Origin of the sequence: Aquabacterium sp. (genome assembly GCF_049274795.1) — a bacterium.
Taxonomy (GTDB): Bacteria; Pseudomonadota; Gammaproteobacteria; order Burkholderiales; family Burkholderiaceae_C; genus Aquabacterium.
This window is the reverse complement of the sequence record NZ_JBASTH010000079.1, coordinates 1-26,148: the sequence shown is the minus strand read 5'-3', so window position 1 is coordinate 26,148 and position 26,148 is coordinate 1. Positions and strand designations below refer to the sequence as shown.

The window sequence follows — 26,148 nt, the reverse complement described above, 5'->3', positions numbered from 1 at the left end:
GTGTCAACTGCATGACGCTGGCGGCCAATGCCCGCCCCAGATAGGTGCGGGTCTACCCGAGGTGCGGCGCTCAACGGGGGCGCTGGCCGGCAACCGCTACGATGGCTGCCAGCGGCCGGTCCGTGACTGGCCTGGATCCTTCTGTCGATGCCGCTCTGAGCCATGTCTTCATTGCCCCACGCCACGCCTACATCCACCCCCAGCCTGCTGATCGCCAACCGCGGTGAGATCGCCATCCGCATTGCCCGCGCGGCGGCCGAACTGGGCTGGCGCTCGGTGGGCCTGGTGGCGCAGGACGACCAGGCCGCGCTGCACGCCCGCCATGTGGATGCCGTGCACGTGCTGCCGGGGCAGGGCGTGCCCGCCTACCTGGCCATCGACAACGTGGTGGCCGCGGCCCTGGCCGAGGGCTGCACCCATGTGCATCCGGGCTATGGCTTCCTGAGCGAAAGCTCGGCCTTTGCGCGTGCCTGTGCCCAGGCCGGCCTGGTGTTCGTGGGGCCCTCGCCCGAGGCGCTGGACCTGCTGGGCGACAAGGCCCGTGCCCGCGCGCTGGCCAAGGCCTGCGAGGTGCCCGTCACGGCGGGGCTGGACCATGCCGTGAGCCTGGCCGAGGCGCAAGTCTTCCTGGCCACCCTGGGCGAGGGCGGCGCGATGATGATCAAGGCGCTGGCCGGTGGTGGCGGGCGCGGCATGCGCGTGGTCGAGCGCGCGGAGGATGTGGCGCCCTTCTATGAGCGTTGCCAGTCCGAAGCCTTGGCGGCTTTTGGCCGTGGCGATGTCTATGTGGAGCAACTGGTGCGCCGCGCGCGCCACGTGGAGGTGCAGGTGCTGGGCGACGGGCAGGGCGGTGTCAGCCATGCCTGGGAGCGCGACTGCACCGTGCAGCGCAACCACCAGAAGCTGGTGGAGATCGCGCCTGCGCCGGATCTGGACGCAGCTTTGCGTGATCGCCTGCTGGACGCCGCCCTGCGCCTGGCGCGCGAGGTGGGCCTGCGCGGCCTGAGCACCTTCGAGTTCCTGGTGGATGTGGAGCACCCGGGCCGCTTCTATTTCATGGAGGCCAACCCGCGCCTGCAGGTGGAGCACACCGTGACCGAGCAGATCACGGGGCTGGACCTGGTGGGCGCGCAGTTGCTGCTGTCGCAGGGCGCCACGCTGGCATCGCTGGGCTTGGCTCAGGCGGACATCCCCGCGCCGCAGGGCCAGGCCGTGCAACTGCGCGTGAACGTGGAGCGCATGGATGCGCAAGGCCGCGCGCTGCCTGCTGGTGGCACCGTGCGCGCCTACGAGCCGCCCAGCGGCCCCGCCGTGCGTGTGGACGGCTGCGGCCATGCCGGCTTCAAGCCGCACCCGGGTTTCGACACGCTGCTGGCCAAGGTGATCGTGCACGAGCGGCGTGGCGGCTTCGAGGCGCTGCTGACGCGGGCGCTCCGCGCGCTGTCCGAGTTCCGTCTGGAGGGCGTCGACAGCAACCTGCCTTTCCTGCAGGCCGTGCTGGCGCATCCTGATTTGGCGAGCTACGCCGTGAGCACATGCTGGCTGCAAAGCCGCATGGCTGGACTGGCCGAAGCGCGTACCCATCTGCCGCCCGCTCGTTTTGCATCCACTATGGACGACGGCCAGCGCGCTGGCCCCGAAGGCGGCGATGCTTTGCAGAGCGAGTTGGCCCATGGCCTGCCCGTGCGCGCCAATGTGCCCGGCTCCCTGGTGAGCTGGCTGGTCAAGCCCGACGACACCGTGGCCGCCGGCCAGCGCCTGGCCGTGATCGAGGCCATGAAGATGGAGTTCGAGATCACCGCGCCGCAGGCGGGCCGCGTGCTGGCGCTGCTGGCCGAAACCGGCACCGTGGTGGCCGAGGGCCAGGCCCTGCTGGCGCTGGAGGCGCTCGAAGGTGAGGCCGGTCAGCAGGCCGTGCGCAACGACACGCCCGACCCGGACCACATCCGCCCTGACCTGGCCGAGGTGAACGAGCGCCACGCGCTGCTGACGGATGCACGCCGCCCCGACGCGGTGGCACGCCGCCGTGCCAAGGGCCACCGCACCGCGCGGGAGAACATCGATGCCTTCCTGGATGAAGGCAGCTTCCTGGAATACGGCGGCCTGGCCCTGGCCTCGCAGCGCCGCCGCCTGACCGAGGCCCAACTGATCGACAAGAGCCCGGCCGATGGCCTGGTGGCGGGCCTGGGCACTGTCAACGCCGCGCAGTACGGCGAGCAGGCCGCGCGCTGCATGGTGCTGGCCTATGACTACACCGTGTTCGCCGGCACGCAAGGCATCGTCAACCACAAGAAGACGGACCGCATGCTGCACCTGGCGCTGCAACGCGCACTGCCCTTGATCCTGTGGGCCGAAGGCGGCGGTGGCCGCCCGAATGACGAATACCCCGGCGTGAGCCTGCTGGACAACATGACCTTCCTGGGCCTGGCGCGCCTGAGCGGGCTGGCGCCCACCGTGGCCATCGTCAACGGCCGCTGCTTCGCGGGCAATGCCTCGCTGGCGGGCTGCTGCGACGTGATCATCGCCACCCAGGACACCAGCATCGGCATGGCCGGCCCCGCGATGATCGAGGGCGGTGGCCTGGGCCGTTTCGCGCCTGAAGAGGTCGGCCCCGTCAGCGTGCAGGCGCCCAATGGCGTGATCGACATCGTGGTGGAAGATGAAGCCGAGGCCGCACGGGTGGCCAAGCAGTACATCGGGTACTTCCAGGGCCGCCTGCCGCAGTGGACCTGCGCCGACCAGCGCCTGCTGCGCCACGCCGTGCCTGAAAAGCGCACCCGCGTCTACCACGTGCGCGCGCTGATCCGTACCCTGTGCGACGACGACTCGGTGCTGGAGCTGCGCCCCAGCTTCGCGCCCGGCATGGTCACGGCGCTGGTGCGCATCGAGGGCCGCCCGATGGGTCTGATCGCCAACGACCCGCGCCACCTGGGCGGCGCCATCGATGCGGACGGCGCCGACAAGGCCGCGCGCTTCATGCAGTTGTGCGATGCCTTCGACGTGCCGCTGGTCTCGCTGTGCGACACGCCGGGCTTCATGGTCGGCCCCGAAGCCGAGAAGACGGCCACCGTGCGCCACTTTTCGCGCATGTTCCTGGTGGCCAGCAGCGTGACGGTGCCTTTCTTCACCGTGGTGCTGCGCAAGGGCTACGGCCTGGGCGCGCAGGCCATGACGGCCGGCAGCCTGCTGGCGCCGGACTTCACCGTGTCCTGGCCCACCGGCGAGTTCGGGCCCATGGGCCTGGAGGGCGCGGTGCGCCTGGGCTTTGCCAAGCAGCTCGAAGCCATCGAGGATGCGGCCCAGCGCCAGCAGATGTTTGACCAACTGGTGGCCTCGGCCTACCAGCGCGGCAAGGCCCTCAACATGGCGGCGCACCTGGAGCTGGACGACGTGATCGACCCGGCGGACACCCGCCGCAGGCTGGCGCGCGGGCTGGCCGCCATGCCCGAGCCCGCACCGCGCCAGGGCCGCAAGCGGCCCTTTGTGGACGCCTGGTGAGGTGATGTGAGCCCCCATTCGAGGGGGTTCTAGTGTTATTCAGCATCTCCGTTAAAGAGTGCTCATTTAGAGTCGCCCCGCATCGGACAAGAGGTTGCAGCGATGGTTCATGACAGGGGTGACGTCGGTGAGCAAGCGCCAACCGCGCCAGGCGCGGTGTGGCCCGTTGCGGCATTGGCCAGTGCGGCATTGGCTGCCTGTGGTGGGTCGGGCGGCGACCAGAAGCCTGGTGCGCCAGGGGCGGAAACGCCTGTCAACGTCGAGTCGGTGGCCGTGCCCTGGCCCGATCTTCCGCAGGCGGCCCGCTTTTTGAACCAGGCCTCCCTGGGGGCGACGGTCGCCGAGGTGGAGCGTGTCAAGGCGATTGGCTATGACGCCTGGCTGACCGAGCAGATGGACGAGGTCGAGACGCCGATCACCTATGGGCTGTATGACTTGGCCGATGCCTTGGGCTGGACAGATTTCACGCTGATGTCCACGGACGTAGGTTTCGACAACTGCCTCTGGTTCAACCTCTTCACCGCGAGGGACGTGCTGCGCCAACGCGTGGTGCTGGCGCTGTCGGAGATCTTCGTGGTGTCGGCCCGCAACATGCCGATCCCTTATGGCCATATCGCGGTACTGTCGTTCTGGGATCTGCTGGCCAAGCACTGCTTTGGCAACTTCCTGGATCTGCTGCAGGCCGTGACCCTGTCGCCGGCCATGGGCACCTACCTCAGCCTGCACGGCAGCGCCAAGGCCGACGGCACGGGGCGCCACCCCGACGAGAACTTCGCGCGGGAAGTGCTGCAGCTGTTCTCCATCGGCCTGGTCAAGCTGGACATCGATGGTGAGCCCGTCAAGGACAGCCAGGGCAAGCCCATCGAGACCTACAACAACGACACGATCACCCAGTTGGCCCGTGCCTTGACTGGTTGGGACTTCGATGCGGTCAGCCTGGTGTTTGGCTCCAGTGCGACCACGGCCGACTATGTCAACCGGCCCATGAAGTTTTTCCCGGATCGCTACGACACGGACCCCAAGTGGGTGCTGAACCCGGCCAACACGGTCACGGCGGCACCGGGCCTGCCAGCGCTGCGTCAGACACTGTCGTTCATCTTCCAGCACCCCAATGTGGGCCCGTTCATCGCCAAGCAGTTGATCCAGCGCCTGGTCACCAGCAACCCGGAGCGCAACCACGTGGCGCGTGTGGCCCAGGTGTTCAACGACAACGGCCAGGGCGTGCGGGGGGACATGGCGGCGGTGCTGCGCGCCGTGCTTCTGGATCCGCTGGCGCGCCATGCGCAGTTGTCCGATGAGCAGCAGGCTCGCCGGGGCAAGCTGCGCGAACCCGTGCTGCGCCTGGTTCACTGGGGCCGTCTGACCAAGGTGACCGCCAACGATGAACTCTGGAAGGTGGGCGATCTGTCAGGCGCGGACAAGCTGGCCCAGGCCCCCATGCGGGCGCCCTCGGTCTTCAACTTCTTCAGGCCTGGCTACAGCGTGGCCGAGTCCTCCGGCACGATGCTCGCGCCCGAGCTGCAGATCACGGACCAATCCTCCGTGATCGGCTACGTGAACTACATCCTCGAGATCCTGCCCGTGGGCCTGGGGTACAGCGATGCCGAGCGCGTGGCACCCGATTACCGGGATTGGGATGTGCTGGCCTCGCCATCACCGGAGCTGCTGGTCGATCGGCTCAACCTGCTGCTGACCGGAGGGACGCTGCCGCAGGCCACGATCAATCAGGTTCTGACGGCCGTGCGTTCGGCCCAGGAGACGCTGGGCGTCATCGGCGTCGGTGATGTCACCCAGACGCGCAACCGCGTGCTGGTGGCCTTCTTCCTGATCATGTGCAGCCCTGATTACCTGGTGCAACGATGAGCTCCGAACACTTCACGCCGGATCGTCGGACCTTCCTTAAGCGCGGCGGCGCCGCCGTGGCGGCCACGATCGCACCATGGACCATGAACCTGGCGGCCATGGCCGAGGCTGCTGCTGCCACCAGTGGCACCTCGTCCCAGGACGACTACAAGGCCATCGTCTGCGTGTTCCTGCAGGGCGGCAACGACCATGGGAACACGCTGGTGCCCTTCGATCAGGCCAGCTACGACACCTATCTGGCTGCACGCCCTTCCGTGGCCATTGCCCGCCAGTCGCTCAACGGTCTGGCGCTCAGCCCGGTCGATGCATTGCCGTCTGGCCGGCAGATGGCCCTGGCGCCCGCGCTGACGGATCTCAAGCCGCTGTTCGATGATGGCCGCATGGCGGTGCTGCTCAACATCGGCCCTTTGCAAGGGCCGACCAGCCGTGCCGACTACTATCAGAACCGTTCCCTGCCGCCCAAGCTGTTCTCGCACAACGACCAGCAGGCCGTGTGGCAGTCGTCACATCCGGAAGGTGCGCTCACGGGATGGGGCGGGGTGATCGGCGAGCAAGGCTTGCCGGCCGTGGCCTCGCGCCAGGCACGTGACAACCTGGCCTGCGTGAACCTCAGCGGCAATGCCGTGTTCCTGGCCGGTGAGACCGCCAGCCAGTACATGGTGGATCCGCTGGGTGTCCAGCCATTGCGATTGCTGCAGCAGAGCTACTTTGGCGCCTCTGGGCTGTCCAACGCGTTCAGGGCGGTGTCCGTCAATTTGGGCAACGATGCACATTGGCTGGCGCGTCGCCACGCGGGTGTGCTGCGCAGCGCGCTGGACACCAACAGCCTGCTGCGTGCCGAGGTGGACGCGGCCGGCGCGCGCATCCAGCCCTTGACGGGCGCGGGAGAGTCCATGAGGTTGCGCCTGCAACTGAACATGGTGGCCCGCATCATCGAGGCGCGTCAGCGCCTGGGCTTGCGTCGGCAGGTGTTTTTCGTGTCCCTGGGCGGGTTCGATCACCACGACAACCTGAGTGGCAGCCATCCCGTGCTGCTGCAGCGGGTGGGTGAGGCACTGGCCGCTTTCCAGGCGGACTTGAGCACCCTTGGCGTGGAGGATCAGGTCACCACGTTCACGGCCAGCGATTTCGGGCGCACCATGAACAGCAACGGCAATGGATCGGACCATGGCTGGGGCAGCCACCACTTCGTGCTGGGCGGCGCCGTCAGGGGCCAGCGCTTCTACGGCACGCTGCCGGATGTGGTCGGAGGCGAGACGGACATTGGCCAGGGACGCCTGCTGCCGACCACCGCAGTGGATCACCTGTCGGCCACGCTGGCCCGCTGGATGGGCGTGACGGACGCTTCGGCGCTGTCGCGCATCGCACCGTACCTGTCGCGCTGGAATGGCCAAAACCCGCTGTCGGCCTTGTTGACCGGCGTGTGAGTGCGTGGTGCCCGGTGGGCCGATACCCGCCGAGCGGCTACGATCCGGGGTTTGCACGACCGCCCTGGAACCAGCCGCCATGTCAGACCTGCTCACCACGCCCCGCCCCAACCAGCTCAGCCGCACCCTGTCCAAGCTGCAGGGCCTGCCCGATGGCCTGCGCCCGTGGCTGATGAGCTTCCTGCTGGGCAATGTGGTGCCCTTCGTCGGCACGGCCAGCCTGCGCTTTGATGAAGTCACCAGCAAGCGCGTGGTGGTGCGCATCCGCAACCGCCGCAAGGTGCAGAACCACATCAAGGGTGTGCACGCTGCGGCCATGGCACTGCTGGCCGAGACCGCCACGGGTTTTTGCGTGGGCATGAACCTGCCGGACGACAAGCTTCCCCTGATCAAGTCGCTCAAGGTGGATTACCTCAAGCGCTCACAGGGCGACATGACCGCCGTGGCCGAACTGCGGCCCGAGCAGGTCCAGATGATCACCACGATGGACAAGGGCGAGGTGACCGTGCCCGTGACCATCACCGACGAGAGCGGCGGCGAGCCTATCCAGTGCGAGATGGTCTGGGCCTGGGTGCCCAAGGCACGACGCTGAGCCGGGCGCTGAACGTCGCGTGAACAATGTGGCGCAGATGGACTGATTTACGACTTTCTCACGAATTGCCACTTCGGGTTTCCACGAGTCTGCATGGTTGCTAATACAACAGTTGTGCTGCAATCATGGGCTTGCGAGGACGTTCCCCCGGTCCTGCTTCTGGAGTTCATAAAGTGAAAAGTTTCGTGTTGGCGGCCGTGTCCGCTGCAGCATTGCTCACGGCCTGTGGCGGCGGTGGCAACAGTGGTGAAACCAAGGCCAAGATCACCTCGGTGAAGGTGGTGGGTGCCAGCCTGGCCGATTCTGGCACCTTCGGTTTCAAGTTCACGGTGCAATCGGGCACGGGCACGCCCTACAAGGTCTACCCCGAGCGCATCGCGGCCACCTATGGGCTGCCCGCGCTGTGTCCTGCGTACGTCTACAGCCCGACCACGAGCCCATTCCCCTATGCGGCCAACACGGCCCAGACGGGTTGCACCAATTACGCCATTGCCGCTTCTGCCGTGAACTACGTGGTGGGTGCTTCGACACCGGGCACAGGCCTGTTCGGCACCGCGTACGACATCGCTCCGACCTCGTTGATCAGGCAGTTGGCCGACCTGGCCACGGCCACAGGCACCTTCTCTTCCGGCGATCTGTTGATCGTGGGAGAGGGCTCTGCCAACGATGCGTCCAACCTCGCTACCGCGTATCTGTTATCGAGAGCGACCAGCAACAGCTGCGCGGCAGCACCCTGTGCGGCCACGGGTGACTTCCGGCAGTTGATGGCCACCCTGATCGACTCGACCACCTTGGCCAGCCTGACGGACATTCAGGCGGGCGGGTATTACATGCAGTTGTTGGCCAAAAAGCTGGTGACGGCCGTGAAGACCTCTGCGCTGGACAAGGGTGCCTCCCGTGTGGTGATGCTCAACACGCTGGATGTGACCAAGACACCGAAGTTCCAGGCGACGCTGGAGACGGTGACCATCAACCAAGGCGCGGTGGCCGCCGGCCAGATCCAACAACTGCTGCAAGGCTGGATCAAGGCTTACAACACGGCGCTGGACAGCGAAGTGGCTGCTTTGGGCTCGAACAGCAGCAAGGTCGCCGTGGTGGATTTCTACACCAACTTCAATGCTGAAATGGATGACCCGGTGCAGTATGGCCTGACGAACACCAGCGGCACGGTGTGCGACCAGATCTACTCGCAGGCGACCAGTGTGACGCCCACGGTTCAGACGGCGGGCGCGACTTCGCTGTCGCCCACGTATGCCAGCGGCGCCGTGGTGGGTTATTGCAAGGACACGACGGCTTCCACCGTCACGCCCACGGCGAACAACACGGGCACCACCTGGTGGCAGACCTACCTGTACGCCGACAACTTCCACCCCACCCCTTACGGCCACCAACTGCTGGCCCAACTCGTGGGCAAGAAGCTGACCGAAGCCGGCTGGCTGTGATCCGGCGGGAGACCAAGACACCATGACCAAGAAGTTCGCACTCTCTTCGGCCCTCGTGGCCGCCACGCTGGGTTTTTGCGGCCTGGCCCAGGCCCAGCAGGCCGGCACGTGGATGTTCCGCGTCGGCGCCATGTCCATCATCCCGCAGGTGAGCAGTGGTGACCTGAGCGCCCCGTCTGTGCCGGGCGTGAAGATCGACGTGGACCAGTCCACCACGCTGGCTGGCGGCATCAGCTACATGCTGACCGACAACTGGTCGCTGGACCTGCCGCTGGCGATCCCGCCCAAGCACAAGATCAAGGGTGACGGCGCCATCGCCGGCTCCGGCGAGATCGGCACCACCCGTGTGGTGCCCGCCACGCTGTTCATGCAGTACCGCTTCCGCGAGGCGCAAGCCACCTGGCGCCCTTACCTCGGTGCTGGCCTGACCTATGCCCGCTTCTATGGCGAGAAGGGCAACGGCACGCTGACGGGCATCACCGACCCCGGTGGCTCGACCACGCTGAGCATCAAGAGCGAGTTCGCGCCCACGCTGCAAGCGGGCATGACCTACTCACTCACCCCCAAGACCTACCTGGAAGGCTGGGTGGGCAAGACCTTCCTGAAGGTGCGCAGCACGCTGAGCACGGGCCAGCACATCGACACCAAGCTCGATCCGGTGATCGTGGGTCTGTACGTGGGCTACCGCTACTGATCTGAGGGGCGCTTTCGCGTCCGCCAGCAAGGCCGCATCACATATTGGGGATCAGGACCGTTTCCGTGATGGTCCGGACTTCACCGGGCTGGATCCCGTCGCTGGCGGGCAGCAGGTGGGCATGCTTGGCCGGGTCCACCGGCTCGATGCGTGAGAGGGCATCCACACCACCCAGGGCGGTGTGGATGTGGGTCAGGCCAGCGCCCATGGCGAGGTTGGCCTTGCGCAGCGAGGAGTCATTGGCGTCCAGTGACACCAGGGTGTGGGGCTTGAGGCCCGCGCCGATGCGGAACAGCAGCTCGTAGCCCAGGAAGTCGGTCGTTGAGGTCTTGGTGAGCTGGTCGCGCAGGAGCTGCGGCGAGGCCTCGGGCATGTTGGGGCCCGGGCGGTAGATGGCGAGGTCGTTTGGGATGGTGGCCTTGGCGGCAGCGAAATAAGCCAGGCTGGTTTCGTCCGTGCGCACCATGGCGCCGACCGGAATCTCCAGAGGGGCGGGCGCTGGGCTTTGGGCTGCTGCACCGTCTGGTGATGAGGCGGCGCTTGCGGTTGCAGCGGGTGTTGCCGAGGCGGCGGCTGCCGAGTCCGGCGCCAGGTCTGTGGCCATGCTGGTGCCGAGCAGCGCCATCCAGAGGGGGGCCGCGGTGGCCGTGTGCTTCATGAACATCGTTGGTATAAGGCTCACGCTGTGTCGGGGTTGCTGACGGGTATGGCGTCAGAGGTTCGCAAGAAGCGGGTGAGCCACCGGGACCAAGAAATACTGCGCACAATTGATAAACCGCCGGGCAAACCCCGTATCCAGCCCGCATCAGATGGGCGCGGCGCTGTCCGCTCTTGGCGGGGTCAGCTGCGCTGGCCGTAGGGGCAGTGGTTGGGGCGCGGCCCCACCTGCGGGTGCTTGCGGCAGGTGCTCGGGCGCTTGTCGTACACGGTGCAGCGCCGTGTCTGCGCATCCAGGAAGCGGCAATCGCCATCGGCCCGGCGGGGCAGCGTGTAGATGTCGTGCTTCGAGTTGTAGCGCTCGATCAGCCCCGCCTTGGTGAGGCGCTTGGCGATCTGCCTGGACTCTTCATGCTCGGCCTCGAACGGGTCGACAAGCTCCAGCCGCACCAGATCGGCCAGCTTGACCTCGACCGGCATGGTGCAGCAGTTGGCCATGCAGCGGTCGCACAGGCCTGGGCGGTAGCGCGTCCAGGTCTCGGTGCGGTCGACGTCGACGATGTGGATGGAGGATCGCATGGTGGTTGCAGGCGGTGGGGGCGCCAACAAGGCACAACGCCCGGCACGGGCCAGGCGTTGTCATGGAACCGGCTGAAGGGCCGAGGCGGAAGGGATCAGCCCGCCTGCACGCGCGCCGTCACGGCCTTGCCGCTGCGCAGGCCCAACTTCTCCATCAGCTGGCGATCGCGCTCGACCTCGGGGTTGCCGGTGGTCAGCAGCTTGTCGCCGTAGAAGATGGAGTTGGCGCCGGCCAGGAAGCACATGGCCTGCACGGCCTCGGGCATCTGCTGGCGGCCGGCCGACAGGCGCACGCGCGCCGTGGGCATGGTGATGCGGGCCACGGCGATGGTGCGCACGAACTCCAGCGGATCCAGCGGAGGCGTGTCGGCCAGCGGCGTGCCGGGCACGCGCACCAGGTCGTTGATGGGCACGGATTCAGGATACGTGGGCAGGTTGGCCAGTTGGGCGATCAGGCCGGCGCGGCCTTCACGCGTTTCGCCCATGCCGACGATGCCGCCGCTGCACACCTTGATGTTGGCGCTGCGCACGTGCGACAGGGTGTCCAGGCGGTCCTGCATGTCGCGCGTGGTGATGATGTCACCGTAGAGCTCGGGCGCGGTGTCCAGGTTGTGGTTGTAGTAATCCAGGCCGGCGTCCTTGAGCGACTGCGCCTGGGTGTCGGTCAGCATGCCCAGGGTGCAGCAGGCCTCCAGGCCTTCGTCCTTGATCACGCCGATCAGTTCGGCCACCTTCTCGATGTCGCGGTCCTTGGGGGCGCGCCAGGCGGCGCCCATGCAGAAGCGGCTGGCGCCGGCGTCGCGCGCGGCCACCACGGCTTCGCGCACCTCGTCGGGCGACATCAGCTTGTTGGCCTCGACGCCGGTGTCGTACTTGCTCGATTGCGGGCAGTAGCCGCAATCTTCCGGGCAGCCACCGGTCTTGACCGACAGCAGCGTGGCGTGCTCGACCTCGTTGGCGTCCCAGTGCTGGCGGTGTACTTGCTGGGCCTGCCACAGCAGGTCATTGAAGGGCAGGTTGAACAGCTCCAGCACCTTGGTGCGCGGCCAGCGGCCATTGTCGAAATTGGGATCGGTGCAATCACCCCCGCAGCCGTGGGCGTTGAGCACGGACTTTGGCAGCCACTGCATGGGCTGGGGAGTCGAGGGCAACGTGGAGGGCGAAGCGGCTTGGGCGGCGGGCAGGGTGCTGACGGACATGGGGTGTCACTGCCTTGTGGGCAGCTCGGGAATCAATCAAAACAGGCGCAGTGTAGGCCAGGGGCGAGGGATGCGCCAAGCGCTTGCAGAGCGCGCTCTGCCGTGCAGGCCAAGCCGCTGAGTGTGGCTGACGTGCGACGCAGTTAACGGGAGGTGGGTTGCCTGCCCGGTTTGCTGACTGTTAAAATGATATCAATTCTCATTCAATAGCCGAGGCGTGGGTCTGGTCTTTCGTGACGCGGGCTCGTTCGTGATCAATGCATCCGCCTTGTGCTCTGCCGCCGTTCGGCAGGGTGTGGACGGGCGCTGGTCGATGTCTTGCCCATTTCCAACCCATTGAACATGTTCCGATTCCAACCGAGTGGCGTGGCCACGGCGGTGGCCTTGTTGGCCGCCTTGTGTGCCCAGCACGCCATGGCCCAGTCTGAGGCGGCCCAAGCCGGTGCCCAGCCCGCTGAGAGTGCTGAAGCCCTGCCCACCGTCACCGTGCGTGCAAGCGCCGATGCCTCGGCCCAGGGGCTGTCGCCTGCCTATGCAGGAGGCCAGGTGGCCCGTGGCGGCCGAGCCGGCATCCTCGGCACCCGCGACAACATGGACACGCCGTTCAGCATCACGGCCTATACCAACGAACTGATCCAGGACAAGCAGGCGCGCAGCGTGGGCGAAGTGCTGATCAACGATCCGTCCGTGCGACTGGCGCGTGGCTATGGCAACTATCAGGAGGCCTACTACATCCGCGGCTTCACCCTGAGCTCCGACGACGTGGCCTACAACGGCTTGTATGGCCTCTTGCCTCGCCAGTACATCGCCTCGGAACTGATGGAGCGGGTGGAGGTTCTGCGCGGTGCCTCGACTTTCCTCAACGGTGTGAGCCCCGGTGGTGGCGGTTTGGGTGGGTCGATCAACCTGCTGCCCAAGCGTGCCGCTGAAGAGCCGCTCAATCGCGTCACGCTGGGTGTGAGCAGCGAAGGCCTGGGCACCCTGTCGGCGGATGTATCTCGCCGCTTTGGACCTGACCAGAGCACAGGTGTGCGCTTCAACGCTGTTGTGCGTGATGGCGGCACGGGTGTCGATGACGAGAACAACAATCTCGGCGTTGCCGCCGTGGGTATCGATTGGCGCAGCCGTGATGTCCGCCTGTCGGCAGATTTGGGCTACCAAGACAACAAGCTCAAGGAGGCGCGTCCGAGTGTGACGCTGGGTGCCGTGACATCGGTCCCATCCGCACCTGACAACACGGTCAACTTTGCCCAGCCTTGGAGTTATTCCAACGAGCGTGACTTGTTCGGCACCTTCCGGGGGGAGTTCGATGTGCGTCCAGACGTCACGGCCTGGCTGGCATTCGGCGCGCGCCGGACCGATGAAGCCAACTCGCTGGCCAATCTCACGGTGAACAACGCCACCACCGGTGCGGGGACCACCTACCGCTTTGACAATACCCGCGCAGACAGCATCCAGACCGGTGAGGTCGGCGTGCGCGGCAAGCTGCGCACCGGGACTGTGGGCCATGAGTGGGTGTTGTCTGCCGGGACATTCAAGCAAGAGACGGACAACGCCTATGTGATGGACTCCGGCAACCTGCTGGCGACCAATCTCTTCAACCCTGTGGACTATGTGAACGCACCGGCCTACAGCAGCGGGGCATGGGTTGGCAACACCTTGGCTGATCCGCGCCTCAACACCCGGACCACGCTGACCAGCTTCACCGTGGCCGACACGCTGTCCATGCTCAATGACGATCTCTTGCTGACGGTCGGGGTGCGTCATCAGCGCATCAAGGTCGAGAACTTTGCCTACAACACCTTGACGCCAGAGACACCCTACGAAGTGTCGCGCAACAGCCCTTCGGCGGCGGTTGTCTACAAGTTCACCCCGAAACTGGCTGGCTATGCCAACTACATCGAAGGGCTGAGCAAGGGCGATACGGCACCTTCCACGTCGAGCACGCCGGGGCGTAGCCTGGCTCCTTTCGTGTCGCGTCAGAAAGAGATCGGCCTGAAGTACGACATGGGCCGGCTGGCTGTCAGCGCAGCCGTTTTCAGTACAGAGAAGCCCCGTGGTGCGCTGCGCTTTGCCAGCTATACCTATGACGGCAACGACGAGCACAAGGGCCTGGAGATCAATATCCAGGGGGTGGCTCAACCAGGCCTGCGGGTGCTGGGCGGTGTCACGTTCCTGGATGCCAAGCAGAAGGACACGGGTTCTGCCGCTACGGAGGGGCAGCGCGTGATCGGCGTGCCCAAGGCCCAGTCCACCCTGGGTGCTGAATGGGATGTGCCTGGTGTCCGGGGGCTGACCTTGGATGGACGCCTGATCTACACCGGCGCCAGCTACGCCGACGAGGCCAATACGCTCAAGGTGCCCAGCTGGACGCGTCTGGATGTGGGCGCGCGGTACATCACGGACATCGCTGGCAGCACGTGGACCTTCCGTGCGCGAATCGACAATCTGGCTGATCGGGACTACTGGGCTTCGGTGGGCGGTTATCCCGGCAATGGCTACCTGGTGCTAGGCAACCCCCGCACCCTGGGACTGAGCGCCAGCGTCGATTTCTGATCTGAGCCCAGCCGCCGGCCGCCCCATGCGGCCTCCACGGCCCCTGGCTGACCGCGACCCTGTTCGCGTGTCACCAGGGGCCGCGGCGTTAAGCTGCGAACATGCGTTTCGAACACCTCATAGAAATCAATGCCCCCGCGACCGCCGTGGGCGCCATGGCCCCGTTGTTCACCCGCGAGCAGCTCTGGCACGGCCTGATGCAGCGCGTGCAGACGCCGCAGCGTTTCCCGATGGGGCCGGAGCGCTGCGAATGGCGCGAGACCGAGCCCGGCGTGTACAAGCGCGAGGTGTATTTCGGGCCGCACGTGCTGCATGACGAGGTGGAAACCACGCCGATGCAGCGCCTCCAGTTCACGCCCGAGGCCCATGGCGATACCACCCCGGTGCGCCTGACGATCACCGTCGAGGAGCCGACCGCCGGGCGCATGGTGCTGCGCTTCGTGTACGAAGCCTTGGGCGAGCCCAGCGCGGAAGAGGCGTACTACGCCGAGTACCGCCACAACGCATGGCTGCACAACGACCGCGACATGGTGCGCACCTTGCGCCAGTGGCTCAACGAAGAGGGGCTGTGATCCCCGTGGCGCCCGTGAGGCCTGCCAGCATCTCGGGATGCGCAGCATGCGCCGGCGCCAGGAAAAAGTGATCGAGCACGATCAGGCCAAGGATGGCAATCAGCAAGCGCCAGCGAAAGGCGCGCCTTGCGTGGGACGGCAGGTGTTTCGTCACCATGAACGTCTCCTGGGGTGAGGAGTTTGTCGGGCGCGGTCATGGCCGCTGCCTCGTGAACCATGGGCTTATGGTTCAGGGTTGTCCCTGCACGAACAATCAGGGCTAACCCATGGATGGCGTCGACACGGGCCCGGAGGTATCCGCGGTCGGCAGGCGCAGCGTGAAGCGGGCGCCCTGGCCGGGCTGGCTGTCCACGCTGACCTGGCCGCCCATGCGCTCGACCAGTTGTTTGACGATGTAGAGCCCCAGGCCGGTGCCTTCGATGACGTGCGGGGTCGAGGCCACGCGCTTGAAGGGCTGGAACAGCTGGGCGGCCTCCTCGGGCGACAGGCCGATGCCGTCGTCGGCGATCTCGATGACGATCTGTGCACCATCCTGATGCGCATCGATGGTCACGTGGCCGCCCGGGCGGTTGTACTTGCAGCCGTTGGACAGCAGGTTCATGAACACCTGCTGCAGGCGGTGCGGATCTGCCTGTACGTGCAGTGCATCCATGGGCAGTCGGTTGATGAAGCTGACCTGGTGCCGCGTGGCCACGCCTTCGAGCAGCGCCAGGCTGGCCCCCATGGCCGGGCCCACGGGCACGGGCTGCAGGCTCATGCGGATCTCGCCGGCCTCGACCTTGGTGAGGTCCAGCACATCCTCCACCAGGGCCAGCAACTGCTGGCCGGCGGTGAGGATCCATTGCACCTGCTGCGCCTGCGTGGCGCTGAGCGTGCGGCCCGTGTCCAGGTGCAGCAGCTGTGCAAAGCCCAGGATGGCGTTGAGCGGGGTGCGCAGCTCATGGCTCAGGCGCGAGAGGAAGGCGCGCTGGGCGCTGGCCACCTGCTCGGCCGCATCGCGCTGGGCTGCCATGTCGGCCTGGGCCTGCTCGGCGGTGATGTCGCGCACCACGCCCACCATGCGCTGGCCATGGCCCCTGCCCGCAGGGTCCATCTGGCCGGTGGTTTCCAGCAGGCGTGCGATGCCGTCGGCGCCGTGTGTGAGGTGGCGCTGCTTGAGGCCCACGCCATGGGCCACCGAATTGCTCATGCCCTGGCGCAGGGTGTCGCGGTACTGGGCATCGACCATCTGCCGCACCTGGGGCCGGGGCAGCGTGGCGCCCTCATCGCCCAGGCCGTACAGGGACGAGGCGCGGCCATCCATGTGGATCAGGTCGCGGTCGATGTCGATCTCGAACAGGCCGACTTCCGAGGCCGCGGCGGCCAGTTGCCAGCGCTCGTTGGCGGCCTGCAGCGCCTGCTGGTGCGCCGACTGCCGGCTCAGCAGCCGACGCATCACGCCGATGCTGATCGCCGACAGCAGCAGGGCCGAGAGCACGATGGCGCCCATCAGCAGGGATTCCGTGACGCGGGCGGCCTCGGCCAGGCTGGTGGAAAAGCGCTTCTCGGTGTACGTGAGCTGGTCGTTGATGTCGCGCAGCGCCATCACGGTGGGCGTGAGTTCGGCAGGCGGATCGCCACGTTCGACCTGCACCCTCAGGGTGCGCGCGGTTTCGCGCAGGCGGTCGATCAGGGCATCGCCCTCCACCCAGGCTGCCAGGGCATCGCTGAACAGGGGCTGATCGCCCAGGTTGCGGAACAGCGCCACCATGCCGTCGATGTCGTCGGGGTGGTTGCCGCCCTGGATGAAGCCTGAGCGGATGCGGGCCATGTCGGGGTGCTGGCGCTCCATCTCAAGGCGGGCCTGGCGATCCCCCAGGGGAACGACCAGGATGTTCTCGTAGTGGGCGTAGCGCAGCGGATCGCGGGTGTGCGCGTAGTCCATCAGGTGCTGCACGGCCTCGTGGCGGGCCTTGGACCACAGGCTCTCGCCGCTCACGTAGGCGCGCACGGCAGCCAGCACCTTCACGCTGGTGATGGCCAGCAGCGCGACCGTGCACACGACGATCAGCGACGGTGCCAGCAGGCCCAGGTACAGGCGCCACGGACGCAGCGCAGGTGCCGGGGATGCCTGCGCCTCGCGAAGCCCTTGCATGTTGTTGTGGTCCCTGAAAAGGGCGGTGCCGCCCGATCCGGACAAGCTAGCAGAAAGGCTTCAGCTTGAGAAGCCAGCTTTGTCGCAGACCTTCAGAGAACAGGGTGAGGCAGCGTCACATTGGCCGGATTGCCCAAGTCCACGGGGGGCTGCTGGGGGGCAGTGCGGCCGGCCTGTACCGCCCGCCGCAGCACGGGCACGGTGGAACGCAGGGCGTGGGCATCGCAGTCCAGGGCGCGCACCACGCACAGGGCGGCGGGGCCGCAGGCGGCGAAGCGCTGCAGATCGTCCGGCGCGAGCAGTCCGCCGATGGCCACCACGGGCACGGGGCTGTGGGCCACCCACCAGCGCAGGTTGTCCTCGCCCTGCGGGCGCCAGGGCATGTCCTTGGTGGTGGTGGGCTGCACGGGCCCGCAGGCGATCAGGCTGGCGCCGCAGCCGACCGCGCGGGCCAGCTCCCACAGGCTGTGCGAGCTCAGGCCCAGCATCAGGCGGTGGCGGGCGGCGAGCAGGGTGCGGCGCTCGGGGGGGCTCAGGGCTAGCAGGTCTTCCTGGCCGAGATGGACGCCCAGTGTTGGCGCGGGGGCGGTGTTGGGCTGTGCCTGGGCCTCAGGGGGCAGGGCGGCCAGGGCGTCCTGCCAGTGGTCGTTGATGAACAGGGTGGCATCGGCCTGCGTGGTGGCCGCACCGAGGGCCTGGGCCAGGTGTGCGGACAGGCCGTCCCGGGCCTTGTGGCGCAGTTGCAGGCAACGCAGGCCGGCGTCCAGGGCCTGGGCGATGCGCTCGCCGGTGTCGACGATGCCGTAGAGGCCGTCGGCCGGCGGGGTAAACGGCTGGAACAGCGGTGCGGTGTCGCCCGCCTGGTGCAGCAGGCGCCAGGGCAGTTCACGGCCCAGGCCCAGCCAGGGCAGGGGCGCGCCGCCATGCGCAGGCCCCTGGGCAAAACCGCTGCGGGCGATCACCGGGCCGGGGCCTTGCCCCGCCGCGTGGCCGTGGCTCAGGGCGTGGTGGGTCAGCATCTTGGCCAGCACCAGGGCATCGGCGGGCGTGTGGCCCAGTGCCAGCGCGGCGGCGGCGCCGGTGGCGAAGGTGCAGCCGGTGCCGTGATGGTGGGGCGTGTCCACGCGGGGCGCGCACAGCCAGCCCTGGGCCTGGTCGGTGTCGATCCAGTCCAGGCAGTGCAGGGTGTCGCCGCTGGCCGCGTCACCGCCGGTGATGGCCACGTTGTCCGGGCCCAGCAGGCGCAGGGCGGCGGCCAGATCAGGTACCTCGTCGCGCGGGCCTTCGTGGCTGGGCGGGATGCCCAGCAGGCGGCGGGCTTCGGCGCGGTTGGGCGTGAGCAGGGTGGCGCGGGGCAGCAGGTGGCGCTGGTAGGCATCGAGCATGGCCTCACTGGCGAAGGTGGTGCCACCGGCCGAGGCGCCCAGCACCGGGTCGACCACCAGGGCCACGGGGGGCGCCGAGTGGTCGGCGCGCAGGCGGTCCACCCAGCGCGCCACGGTGTGCACCAGCTCCGGGCTGCCCAGCAGGCCGGTCTTGATCACGGCGGGGGGCATGTCCTGCATGAGCGCGCGCAACTGGGCCTCCAGCCACGCGGGGGTGACGGGCTGCACGGCCTGCACGCCCTTGGAGTGCTGGGCCGTCATCGCGGCCACCACGGGGCACAGGTGCACCCCGAGCGCATCCGCTGCGCGTTGGTCGGCGCTCAGACCGGCCCCACCGGCGGTGTCCAGGCCGGCGATGCTCCAGATGATGGGGGGGCGTGGGGCGGTGGTGTCGGTCGGTGTGGTGGTGTGGCGCATGGGGACTGCGGTTGGGGGCAAGTCTCAGATCAGCACGAAGGGGTGGCCGCCAACAGGCGTGGTGGCCACGGCCACGTCGCTGGTGGGCATCAGGCCGGCGGTGAAGCCCGCGCGGCCGGCTTCCACCGCGTGGCGGAAGGCGCGGGCCATGCCGACCGGATCACGCGCCTGCGACACGGCGGAGTTGAGCAGCACGGCGTCCAGGCCCAGCTCCATCGCGGCGGTGGCGTGCGAAGGCGCGCCCAGGCCGGCATCGACGATCAGTGTGATGCCGGGCAGGCGGGCACGCAGGGTGCGTAAGGCCCAGGGGTTGAGCAGGCCCAGGCCCGAGCCGATGGGTGCGGCCCAGGGCATCAGGATGCGGCAGCCGGCATCGACCAGGCGTTGCGCGCTGACCAGGTCATCCGTGCAGTAGGGCAGCACCTCGAAGCCATCGCGCACCAACTGGCGTGCGGCCTCGACCAATTCGAAGGGATCGGGCTGCAGGGTCTGCTCGTCGCCCACCACCTCCAGCTTGAGCCAGTGTGTGCCCAGCAGTTCGCGCGCCATGTGGGCCAGAGTGATGGCCTCGTGCGCGCTGCGGCAGCCGGCGGTGTTGGGCAGCAGGTGCACCCCCAGCGTGCTGGCGGTGTCGCGGATGATCTGCACGAAGCCGTTGTCGCCGCCCGCGCCGGGCACGGCCAGCGTGCGCTTGAGGCCCAGCGTGAGCACCTGCGAGCCCGAGACCTCGATGGCCTGGCGTAGCACCTCGGGCGAGGGGTAGCCGGCGGTGCCCAGCAGGAAGCGGCTGTGCAGTTCGGTGTCGCCGATGCGCCAGGTGTCCAGGGGCGATGGGGATGTGGTGCTCATGTCCTCAGCCTCCGGTGATGGGGGAAAAGCACAGCACGGCGTCGCCGTCGTGCAGCAGGTGGGTGGCGCGTGCGTTGCGCGGCACGAACTGGCCGTTGACGGCGGTGGCCACGCTGTCGGCGGGCTTGCCTTGTACACCGTGTGCCGCGAGCAGGATGCCCAGCGCTTCGGCCAGCGTGCTGCCTTGGACCAGGCTCAATGGGCCCTGGTCGGTGCGGATGGTGACGAGGGGCGGCTGGCTGGCGCTGTTGATGGCGAGGGCGTCCGTTGGAGCCAGTGAGGCCAGGGAGGCGTGTGGGGTGTCGTGCATGTGGGGAAGCTCCGTCACGTCGGGTCAGTGGGCGTGCGCGGCCGGGGCTGATGGTGCTTCGCTCAGGCCGGCGCGCGCCAAGGCCTCATCGACCAGTGAGGGCGCCAGCAGCCAGCCGTGGCGGTACAGGCCGTTGATGCGCAGCAGGCCGTCGCGCGTGTCGATCACGGGGCGGTGATCGGGCAGAGCGGGGCGCAGGTTGCGGTCCATGCGCAGGATGCGGGCCTCGGCCAGCGCGGGCACCACGCTGTGAGCGGCGGCCATCAATTCGACGGCGCTACGCAATGACACGGGCGATCGGTCTTCGCTTTCGATCTCGCTGGCGCCGATCAGCACGGTGTCATCGGCACGGGGCACGATGTAGACGCGGTGGCGCGGGTGCAGCAGGCGCACGGGGCGCTGCAGGTTGAGCCCGGGCACATGCAGCCACACGGTTTCGCCGCGCACGCCGCGCACGGGCAGATCGGGGCGGGCGCCCTGGCCACGGACATCTACCACCACGTCGAAGGTGCGTGTGCTGCCGTCGGCCAGTGCCAGGGTGTGCGCTTCGATGCGGCTCACGGTGCTGGCCCAATGCCATTGCACGCCGGGGGCATCGTCACGCAGGGCTTGCAAGGTGCGTACGGTGTCGATGTGGCCTTCGCCGGGCAGCAGCCAGGCGTGCAGCGGGCCGGCGCTGCCGTGCAGGCTGGGCTCCAGCGCGCGCAGTTGCGGGGTGTCCAGCGTTTGTGGCGATGATGCACATGCGTGAAGCCCCGCGCCCTCCAGCCGAGCCAGCACACGCCGCGCAGCGCCCAGGTCAGCGCCATGCGCCACCATCAGGCTGCCGCGTTGCGCGAACGGCGCGTCATGCCCCTGCGCTGCCAGGGCCGAGGTGATCTCAGCCCAGCGCTCGATGGACACCCAACCCCGCGCCGCCACCTCCGGCTCGGCCGTTTCCAGTTCGGCCAGCGGGCTCAGCATGCCGGCGGCCGTGAAGCCGGCGGCACCTTGGCCATCGAAGGCCGGCTGCGGGCTGGTGGCCGGATCGAACACGCTGACGCGGTGCCCCTGGTGCGCCAGCGTCCACGCCAGCAGCCGGCCCAGCAGGCCGGCGCCTGCGATGCCGATGTGCAAACCGCTCATGGCGCGGGCCTCAGGCCTGGGCCTTGATGGGGATGTAGATCTCGCCGCCCACCTGCTTGAACTCGGCGGACTTCTGCGCCATGCCCTGCGCGATCGCATCGCCATCGCCCACGCCCTGCTTGGCCGCGAACTCGCGCACCTCCTGCGTGATCTTCATCGAGCAGAACTTGGGCCCGCACATTGAGCAGAAGTGCGCCACCTTGGCCGCGTCCTTGGGCAGCGTCTCGTCGTGGAAGTCGCGGGCCGTTTCCGGATCAAGCCCCAGGTTGAACTGGTCCTGCCAGCGGAAATCGAAACGTGCTTGCGACAGCGCGTCGTCGCGGGCCCGCGCGCCTGGGTGCCCCTTGGCCACGTCGGCTGCGTGCGCCGCGATCTTGTAGGCGATCAGGCCTTGCTTCACGTCGTCGCGGTTGGGCAGGCCCAGATGCTCCTTGGGGGTCACGTAGCAGAGCATGGCCGTGCCCATCCAGCCGATCATCGCGGCGCCGATGGCACTGGCGATGTGGTCGTAGCCCGGCGCGATGTCGATGGTCAGCGGGCCCAGCGTGTAGAAGGGCGCCTCGTGGCAGTGCTTGAGCTGCTCGTCCATGTTGGCCTGGATCAGGTGCATGGGCACGTGGCCGGGGCCTTCGATGATGGTCTGCACGTCGTGCTTCCACGCGATCTGCGTCAGCTCGCCCAGCGTGCGCAGCTCGGCGAACTGCGCCTCGTCGTTGGCGTCGCTCAGGCATCCGGGGCGCAGGCCGTCGCCCAGCGAGAAGGTCACGTCGTAGGCCTTCATGACCTCGCAGATATCTTCGAAGTGCGTGTACAGGAAGTTCTCTTTGTGGTGGGCGATGCACCACTTGGCCAGGATCGAGCCGCCGCGTGAGACGATGCCCGTGCGCCGGTTGGCCGTCAGGTGGATGAAGGGCAGGCGCAGGCCCGCGTGGATGGTGAAGTAGTCCACCCCTTGCTCGGCCTGCTCGATCAGCGTGTCGCGGAAGATGGCCCAGGTCAGGTCCTCGGCCACGCCGCTCACCTTCTCGAGTGCCTGGTAGATGGGCACGGTGCCGATGGGCACGGGGCTGTTGCGCACGATCCAGTCGCGCGTGGTGTGGATGTGCTTGCCGGTGGACAGGTCCATCACCGTGTCGGCGCCCCAGCGGATGGACCACACCATCTTCTCGACCTCTTCCTCGATGCTGGAAGTCACTGCCGAGTTGCCGATGTTGGCGTTGACCTTCACCAGGAAGTTGCGGCCGATGATCATCGGCTCCAGCTCGGTGTGGTTGATGTTGGCGGGGATCACGGCGCGGCCACGGGCCACTTCGTCGCGCACGAACTCGGGCGTGATCTCGCGCGGGATGGCGGCGCCCATGCTGTTGCCGCGCAAACGGGCCTCGCGCTCGGCGTCCATGCCGTAGCGCGCACGCCAGTCGTCGGCCAGGTCGAGGCGGCGCTGGTTCTCGCGCAGGGCGATGAACTCCATCTCGGGCGTGATGAGCCCCAAGCGCGCGTAGTGCATCTGCGTGACGTTGCGGCCTGGCAGGGCACGGCGTGGCGGGCGCTGCAGCGCGGATGCGGCCTGCCGCAGGGCGGCCATGCGTTCGTCGTGGCGCTCGTCGGGCTTGAGGCCATCGTCCACGGCCTGCACGGCGCGGCCGTCATAGGCTTCGGTGTCGCCACGGGCCAGCACGGCGGCCTCGCGCACGGCGGGCAGGCCGCGCGTCACGTCGATGGACACGTTCGGGTCGGTGTAGGGGCCGGAGCAGTCGTACAGGGTGACCGTCTCGCCATTGGTGAGCGATACCTCGCGCATGGGCACGCGCACGCCTTCATGGCTGCCCTGCACGTACACCTTGCGGGAAGCGGGCAGGGGTTCGCGCGTCAGGCGCGTGAGTTCGCTGAGCGTGTTCAGGGCGACGGCGGGATCGGGGGCGTTCATGGGGCACTCTCCAGGGCAGGTGTGGTGACACGTGCTCCAGGAGTGGCCCATGAGAGAGACTTTGGGCGCGAAACGCTGGCAAACGGGGTGCGGGTGTCCTTCAGGCGCAGGCTGGCAAGAAAAGCGCAGCACGCATGAAGGGCTGCACTGCCAGCGGCCACGGCATGGGCCTCAACAGGACGGCTCTTCTTTCGCCGGTATGAACCGGATCAAGTTCAACGGGTTCGGTTATCCATCTCAGCGCCGTCACTGTCGTGAGGCACACCCCGGAGCAGTGCGCAGTGTAAGCGCAAGCCGGGGTGGATGGGAAGGGCTCAGCGGGCGATGCGGTCGCTCAGCGAGCGGAAGGAGGCGGACGTGTCGCTGGCGGCATTGGTGGACTGGCCGGCGTCATCCTGGTCGAACACCCAGGACATGACGGTCTGTGCCCAGGACCGGTCGGTCTGGGAGGCTTGCGACGAGGGACCTAGCAGAGCCAGGGCCAAGGCGAGCGGTGCGATGGCGAACAAGGGACGCATGGCGGAACCTGATTTCCTGACATTGCCTTCGAGGGCGATGAAGGCAGTGTAGGAAGGGTTAACCCGATTGCGTATCCCCAGAAGAAGGGGGTTAGGCACCCTTGTTTGTGTGGGTTTGTGTTTTTGCAGATTGCATGGAGGCCGCGCCGCAGCCGTCGCACGAGCCCGAGCAGCCGGTCGTCTTGACGGCGGCCGGCCCGGGGGCGCTGCTGTCATGGCAGGCGGCCTTGCGCTTGGCACCGGGCCACCAGCGCCGCGTCAGATAGGCCACCGCGCCCAGCACGATCAGCCAGGTGATGATGTCTTGCCAGGGCAGGTTCATGGCGGCCTCCGGTCGGTGGGCGGGCTGTCGTCAGCCCGTGAAGTACAGGGTCAGTCGGTAGAGCACCCAGGAGCAGGCGTAGGCCAGGCCGAACAGGTAGGCGGCCATCACCAGCGGGATCTTCCAACCATTTGTTTCACGTTTGACCACGCTGAGCGTGGCCAGGCAGTGCGGCGCGAACACGAACCAGGTCAACAGCGACAGCGCGGTGGCCAGGGACCATTGCTGGTGGATCACGGCGCCCAGGGCACCGTCGAGCGCCTCGCCCGTCTGCGACAGGGCGTACACCGTGCCCAGGGCGCTCACGACCACCTCGCGGGCGGCCATGGCGGGCACCAGCGCGATGCAGATCTGCCAGTTGAAGCCGATGGGCGAGAGCACCACTTCCAGCGCCTTGCCGAGTTGGCCGGCGTAGCTGTAGTCGATGGCCGGCTGCGTGGCACCCTCAGGCGCCCCGGGGAAGGTGGACAGGAACCACAGCACGATCATCAGCGCCAGGATGATGGTGCCCACGCGCTTGAGGAAGATCATGGCGCGCTCCCACAGGCCCAGCGCGATGTTGCGCAGGTGAGGCCAGTGGTAGTCGGGCAGGGCCATCAGCAGGGGCTGGTCGCTGGTCTGGCCCATGATGCGCTTGAGCACGAAGGCCACGATCAGGCCGGCCACGATGCCGGACATGTACAGCGCGAACAGCACCAGGCCCTGCAGGTTGAACAGGCCCCACACGGTCTGATCCGGGATGAAGGCGGCGATCAGCAGCGCATACACGGGCAGGCGCGCCGAGCAGGTCATCAAGGGGGCGATCAGGATGGTGATCAGGCGGTCGCGCGGCTGGCCCATGGTGCGCGTGGCCATGATGCCGGGGATGGCGCAGGCAAAGCTCGACAGCAGCGGAATGAAGGCACGGCCCGACAGGCCCACGCCGCCCATGACCCGGTCCAGCAGGAAGGCTGCGCGTGGCAGGTAGCCCGACTCCTCCAGCACCAGGATGAAGGCGAAGAGGATGATGATCTGCGGCAGGAAGATGACGGCACTGCCGGCCCCGGCGATCACGCCATCGACCAGCAGGCTGCGCAGCATGCCTTCGGACATCAGCCCGCCGACGAACTCGCCCAGGGTGGCGGTGCCCGCGTCGATCAGGTCCATGGGCACGCTGGCCCAGCTGAACACGGCCTGGAACACCAGGAACATCAGCGCCGCCAGGATCAGCGGGCCGAACACGGGGTGCAGCACGAAGCGGTCCACGCGGTCGGTCAGCGTGTGGCCGGGCGCGTCGCCACGGCCTTGCACATGGCTCACGCAGGTGCTGAGCAGGGCCAGCACGCGCTGGTGGGTATCTTCCACGGACAGCGATTTGATCGAGGCGACCGAATGGCTGGGCGCCCCCGCCTTGTCGCGGGGCAGTTGGGCCCAGCCGGATTCGTCCAGTGCCTTGAGCAGGGCATCGGTGCCACCGCTGCGCACGGCCACCGAGGTGACCACCGGGATCTCCAACTCCTTGGACAGGCGGTCGATGTCGATGCGCAGGCCGCGGTCCTCGGCCTGGTCGATCATGTTGAGCACCAGCAGCATGGGCACGCCCAGCGTCTTGAGCTCGAGCACCATGCGCAGGTGCAGGCGCAGGTTGGAGGCATCGGCCACACACACCAGGGCGCGCGGGGCTTTCTCTTCATCCTGATTGCCCAGGATCACGTCGCGGGTGACGGCTTCATCCGGCGTGACGGCCAGCAGGCTGTAGGCACCGGGCAGGTCGAGCACACGCCAGGGCTGGCCGGCGGGGCTGATGAAGGAGCCTTCCTTGCGCTCGACGGTGACGCCGGCGTAGTTGCCCACCTTCTGGCGGGCGCCCGTCAGGCGGTTGAACAGCGCGGTCTTGCCGCAGTTGGGGTTGCCCACCAAGGCGATCAGGGTGGGGAACTTCAAGGCCACCGGGGCCTGGGTCAGCGTGGACATGCGGGACGGCGGCCGAGATCAGCCGGGGAGAACTTCGATCAGGGAGGATTCGAGCGGACGCATCGCGAAGGTGCTGCCACCCACGCGCACGGCCAGCGGGCCGCGGCCGGCCAGCGGGCGGCGCAGCAC

At 67.7% G+C, this 26,148-nt stretch carries 21 protein-coding genes and 1 riboswitch; of the genes, 8 read left to right on the top strand and 13 right to left on the bottom strand.

The window, feature by feature from the left end; translation table 11 throughout:
- The first annotated feature begins 162 nt into the window (after positions 1-162).
- The 6 genes from WAQ08_RS12595 (at position 163) to WAQ08_RS12570 (ending at position 9,516) form a co-directional block, all read left to right on the top strand.
- Entirely contained in the window at positions 163-3,498 is a 3,336-nt protein-coding gene (locus WAQ08_RS12595; protein ID WP_422191923.1) for a carboxyl transferase domain-containing protein, read from the top strand.
- Positions 3,499-3,600: 102 nt separating this feature from the next.
- A complete protein-coding gene (locus WAQ08_RS12590) occupies positions 3,601-5,361 on the top strand; it encodes a DUF1800 domain-containing protein (RefSeq protein ID WP_422191922.1) in 1,761 nt (586 codons plus the stop codon).
- On the top strand, positions 5,358-6,788 hold the full coding sequence (locus WAQ08_RS12585) for a DUF1501 domain-containing protein (protein WP_422191921.1): 1,431 nt from the start codon (positions 5,358-5,360) through the stop codon (positions 6,786-6,788). Before WAQ08_RS12590 ends, WAQ08_RS12585 begins: the two co-directional genes overlap by 4 nt.
- 79 nt (positions 6,789-6,867) lie before the next feature.
- The gene (locus WAQ08_RS12580) at positions 6,868-7,380 is read left to right on the top strand and encodes a DUF4442 domain-containing protein (RefSeq protein WP_422191920.1); all 513 of its coding nucleotides are present in this window, start codon (positions 6,868-6,870) and stop codon (positions 7,378-7,380) included.
- A gap of 173 nt (positions 7,381-7,553) precedes the next feature.
- On the top strand, positions 7,554-8,822 hold the full coding sequence (locus tag WAQ08_RS12575) for an SGNH/GDSL hydrolase family protein (protein ID WP_422191919.1): 1,269 nt from the start codon (positions 7,554-7,556) through the stop codon (positions 8,820-8,822).
- Between the two features lie 22 nt (positions 8,823-8,844).
- Positions 8,845-9,516: an OmpW/AlkL family protein gene (locus tag WAQ08_RS12570; RefSeq protein WP_422191918.1), complete on the top strand. Its 672-nt coding sequence runs from the start codon at positions 8,845-8,847 to the stop codon at positions 9,514-9,516.
- A gap of 37 nt (positions 9,517-9,553) precedes the next feature.
- On the opposite strand, the gene WAQ08_RS12565 is transcribed toward WAQ08_RS12570, so the two are convergent.
- From WAQ08_RS12565 to bioB, 3 genes are all read right to left on the bottom strand, one after another.
- A complete protein-coding gene (locus tag WAQ08_RS12565; RefSeq protein WP_422191917.1) occupies positions 9,554-10,180 on the bottom strand; it encodes a hypothetical protein in 627 nt (208 codons plus the stop codon).
- Between the two features lie 176 nt (positions 10,181-10,356).
- Positions 10,357-10,752, bottom strand: coding sequence for a YkgJ family cysteine cluster protein (locus WAQ08_RS12560; RefSeq protein WP_422191916.1), 396 nt, complete (start codon positions 10,750-10,752; stop codon positions 10,357-10,359).
- 95 nt (positions 10,753-10,847) lie between these two features.
- Entirely contained in the window at positions 10,848-11,951 is a 1,104-nt protein-coding gene (gene bioB / locus WAQ08_RS12555) for a biotin synthase BioB (protein ID WP_422191915.1), read from the bottom strand.
- Positions 11,952-12,293: 342 nt separating this feature from the next.
- Between bioB and WAQ08_RS12550 the strand changes: the two genes are divergently transcribed.
- Both WAQ08_RS12550 and WAQ08_RS12545 read left to right on the top strand, forming a co-directional pair.
- Positions 12,294-14,507: a TonB-dependent receptor gene (locus WAQ08_RS12550; RefSeq protein ID WP_422191914.1), complete on the top strand. Its 2,214-nt coding sequence runs from the start codon at positions 12,294-12,296 to the stop codon at positions 14,505-14,507.
- A 101-nt stretch (positions 14,508-14,608) separates the two neighbouring features.
- Positions 14,609-15,079 carry an AtaL-like protein gene (locus WAQ08_RS12545; RefSeq protein WP_422191913.1) on the top strand — a complete coding sequence of 157 codons (471 nt, stop codon included), beginning with the start codon at positions 14,609-14,611 and terminating at the stop codon, positions 15,077-15,079.
- Here WAQ08_RS12545 and WAQ08_RS12540 read toward each other — a convergent pair.
- The 10 genes from WAQ08_RS12540 to feoB form a co-directional block, all read right to left on the bottom strand.
- Entirely contained in the window at positions 15,060-15,236 is a 177-nt protein-coding gene (locus tag WAQ08_RS12540) for a hypothetical protein (RefSeq protein ID WP_422191912.1), read from the bottom strand. The genes WAQ08_RS12545 and WAQ08_RS12540 overlap by 20 nt on opposite strands.
- A 102-nt stretch (positions 15,237-15,338) precedes the next feature.
- Complete coding sequence (locus tag WAQ08_RS12535; protein WP_422191911.1) at positions 15,339-17,213, bottom strand: ATP-binding protein; 1,875 nt, start codon at positions 17,211-17,213, stop codon at positions 15,339-15,341.
- Positions 17,214-17,305: 92 nt separating this feature from the next.
- Positions 17,306-19,015, bottom strand: a complete 1,710-nt coding sequence (locus tag WAQ08_RS12530) for a bifunctional hydroxymethylpyrimidine kinase/phosphomethylpyrimidine kinase (RefSeq protein WP_422191910.1) — start codon at positions 19,013-19,015, stop codon at positions 17,306-17,308.
- Between the two features lie 24 nt (positions 19,016-19,039).
- Positions 19,040-19,864 carry a thiazole synthase gene (locus WAQ08_RS12525; RefSeq protein ID WP_422191909.1) on the bottom strand — a complete coding sequence of 275 codons (825 nt, stop codon included), beginning with the start codon at positions 19,862-19,864 and terminating at the stop codon, positions 19,040-19,042.
- Positions 19,865-19,868: 4 nt separating this feature from the next.
- Positions 19,869-20,174, bottom strand: coding sequence for a sulfur carrier protein ThiS (gene thiS, locus WAQ08_RS12520; RefSeq protein WP_422191908.1), 306 nt, complete (start codon positions 20,172-20,174; stop codon positions 19,869-19,871).
- Positions 20,175-20,198: 24 nt separating this feature from the next.
- A complete protein-coding gene (locus tag WAQ08_RS12515; protein ID WP_422191907.1) occupies positions 20,199-21,299 on the bottom strand; it encodes an FAD-dependent oxidoreductase in 1,101 nt (366 codons plus the stop codon).
- 10 nt (positions 21,300-21,309) lie between these two features.
- Positions 21,310-23,226, bottom strand: coding sequence for a phosphomethylpyrimidine synthase ThiC (thiC, locus tag WAQ08_RS12510; protein WP_422191906.1), 1,917 nt, complete (start codon positions 23,224-23,226; stop codon positions 21,310-21,312).
- A 169-nt stretch (positions 23,227-23,395) separates the two neighbouring features.
- A riboswitch (TPP riboswitch) is annotated at positions 23,396-23,505 on the bottom strand.
- Between the two features lie 35 nt (positions 23,506-23,540).
- Complete coding sequence (locus tag WAQ08_RS12505; protein ID WP_422191905.1) at positions 23,541-23,744, bottom strand: hypothetical protein; 204 nt, start codon at positions 23,742-23,744, stop codon at positions 23,541-23,543.
- A gap of 91 nt (positions 23,745-23,835) precedes the next feature.
- Entirely contained in the window at positions 23,836-24,066 is a 231-nt protein-coding gene (locus WAQ08_RS12500; protein WP_422191904.1) for a hypothetical protein, read from the bottom strand.
- A gap of 30 nt (positions 24,067-24,096) precedes the next feature.
- Entirely contained in the window at positions 24,097-26,019 is a 1,923-nt protein-coding gene (feoB, locus tag WAQ08_RS12495) for a ferrous iron transporter B (protein WP_422191903.1), read from the bottom strand.
- Between the last annotated feature and the right edge of the window lie 129 nt (positions 26,020-26,148).

What these genes read in the sequence shown, in the direction of transcription:
- WAQ08_RS12550 (WP_422191914.1), top strand. Translation starts at nt 12,294, where the DNA reads ATGTTCCGATTCCAACCGAGTGGCGTGGCCACGGCGGTGGCCTTGTTG.
- WAQ08_RS12530 (WP_422191910.1), bottom strand. Translation starts at nt 19,015, where the DNA reads ATGCGCCACACCACCACACCGACCGACACCACCGCCCCACGCCCCCCC.
- WAQ08_RS12540 (WP_422191912.1), bottom strand. Translation starts at nt 15,236, where the DNA reads ATGGTGACGAAACACCTGCCGTCCCACGCAAGGCGCGCCTTTCGCTGG.
- WAQ08_RS12525 (WP_422191909.1), bottom strand. Translation starts at nt 19,864, where the DNA reads ATGAGCACCACATCCCCATCGCCCCTGGACACCTGGCGCATCGGCGAC.
- WAQ08_RS12560 (WP_422191916.1), bottom strand. Translation starts at nt 10,752, where the DNA reads ATGCGATCCTCCATCCACATCGTCGACGTCGACCGCACCGAGACCTGG.
- bioB (WP_422191915.1), bottom strand. Translation starts at nt 11,951, where the DNA reads ATGTCCGTCAGCACCCTGCCCGCCGCCCAAGCCGCTTCGCCCTCCACG.
- feoB (WP_422191903.1), bottom strand. Translation starts at nt 26,019, where the DNA reads ATGTCCACGCTGACCCAGGCCCCGGTGGCCTTGAAGTTCCCCACCCTG.
- WAQ08_RS12535 (WP_422191911.1), bottom strand. Translation starts at nt 17,213, where the DNA reads ATGCAAGGGCTTCGCGAGGCGCAGGCATCCCCGGCACCTGCGCTGCGT.
- WAQ08_RS12585 (WP_422191921.1), top strand. Translation starts at nt 5,358, where the DNA reads ATGAGCTCCGAACACTTCACGCCGGATCGTCGGACCTTCCTTAAGCGC.
- thiS (WP_422191908.1), bottom strand. Translation starts at nt 20,174, where the DNA reads ATGCACGACACCCCACACGCCTCCCTGGCCTCACTGGCTCCAACGGAC.
- WAQ08_RS12595 (WP_422191923.1), top strand. Translation starts at nt 163, where the DNA reads ATGTCTTCATTGCCCCACGCCACGCCTACATCCACCCCCAGCCTGCTG.
- WAQ08_RS12565 (WP_422191917.1), bottom strand. Translation starts at nt 10,180, where the DNA reads ATGTTCATGAAGCACACGGCCACCGCGGCCCCCCTCTGGATGGCGCTG.
- WAQ08_RS12500 (WP_422191904.1), bottom strand. Translation starts at nt 24,066, where the DNA reads ATGAACCTGCCCTGGCAAGACATCATCACCTGGCTGATCGTGCTGGGC.
- WAQ08_RS12570 (WP_422191918.1), top strand. Translation starts at nt 8,845, where the DNA reads ATGACCAAGAAGTTCGCACTCTCTTCGGCCCTCGTGGCCGCCACGCTG.
- WAQ08_RS12515 (WP_422191907.1), bottom strand. Translation starts at nt 21,299, where the DNA reads ATGAGCGGTTTGCACATCGGCATCGCAGGCGCCGGCCTGCTGGGCCGG.
- WAQ08_RS12545 (WP_422191913.1), top strand. Translation starts at nt 14,609, where the DNA reads ATGCGTTTCGAACACCTCATAGAAATCAATGCCCCCGCGACCGCCGTG.
- thiC (WP_422191906.1), bottom strand. Translation starts at nt 23,226, where the DNA reads ATGAACGCCCCCGATCCCGCCGTCGCCCTGAACACGCTCAGCGAACTC.
- WAQ08_RS12505 (WP_422191905.1), bottom strand. Translation starts at nt 23,744, where the DNA reads ATGCGTCCCTTGTTCGCCATCGCACCGCTCGCCTTGGCCCTGGCTCTG.
- WAQ08_RS12590 (WP_422191922.1), top strand. Translation starts at nt 3,601, where the DNA reads ATGGTTCATGACAGGGGTGACGTCGGTGAGCAAGCGCCAACCGCGCCA.
- WAQ08_RS12580 (WP_422191920.1), top strand. Translation starts at nt 6,868, where the DNA reads ATGTCAGACCTGCTCACCACGCCCCGCCCCAACCAGCTCAGCCGCACC.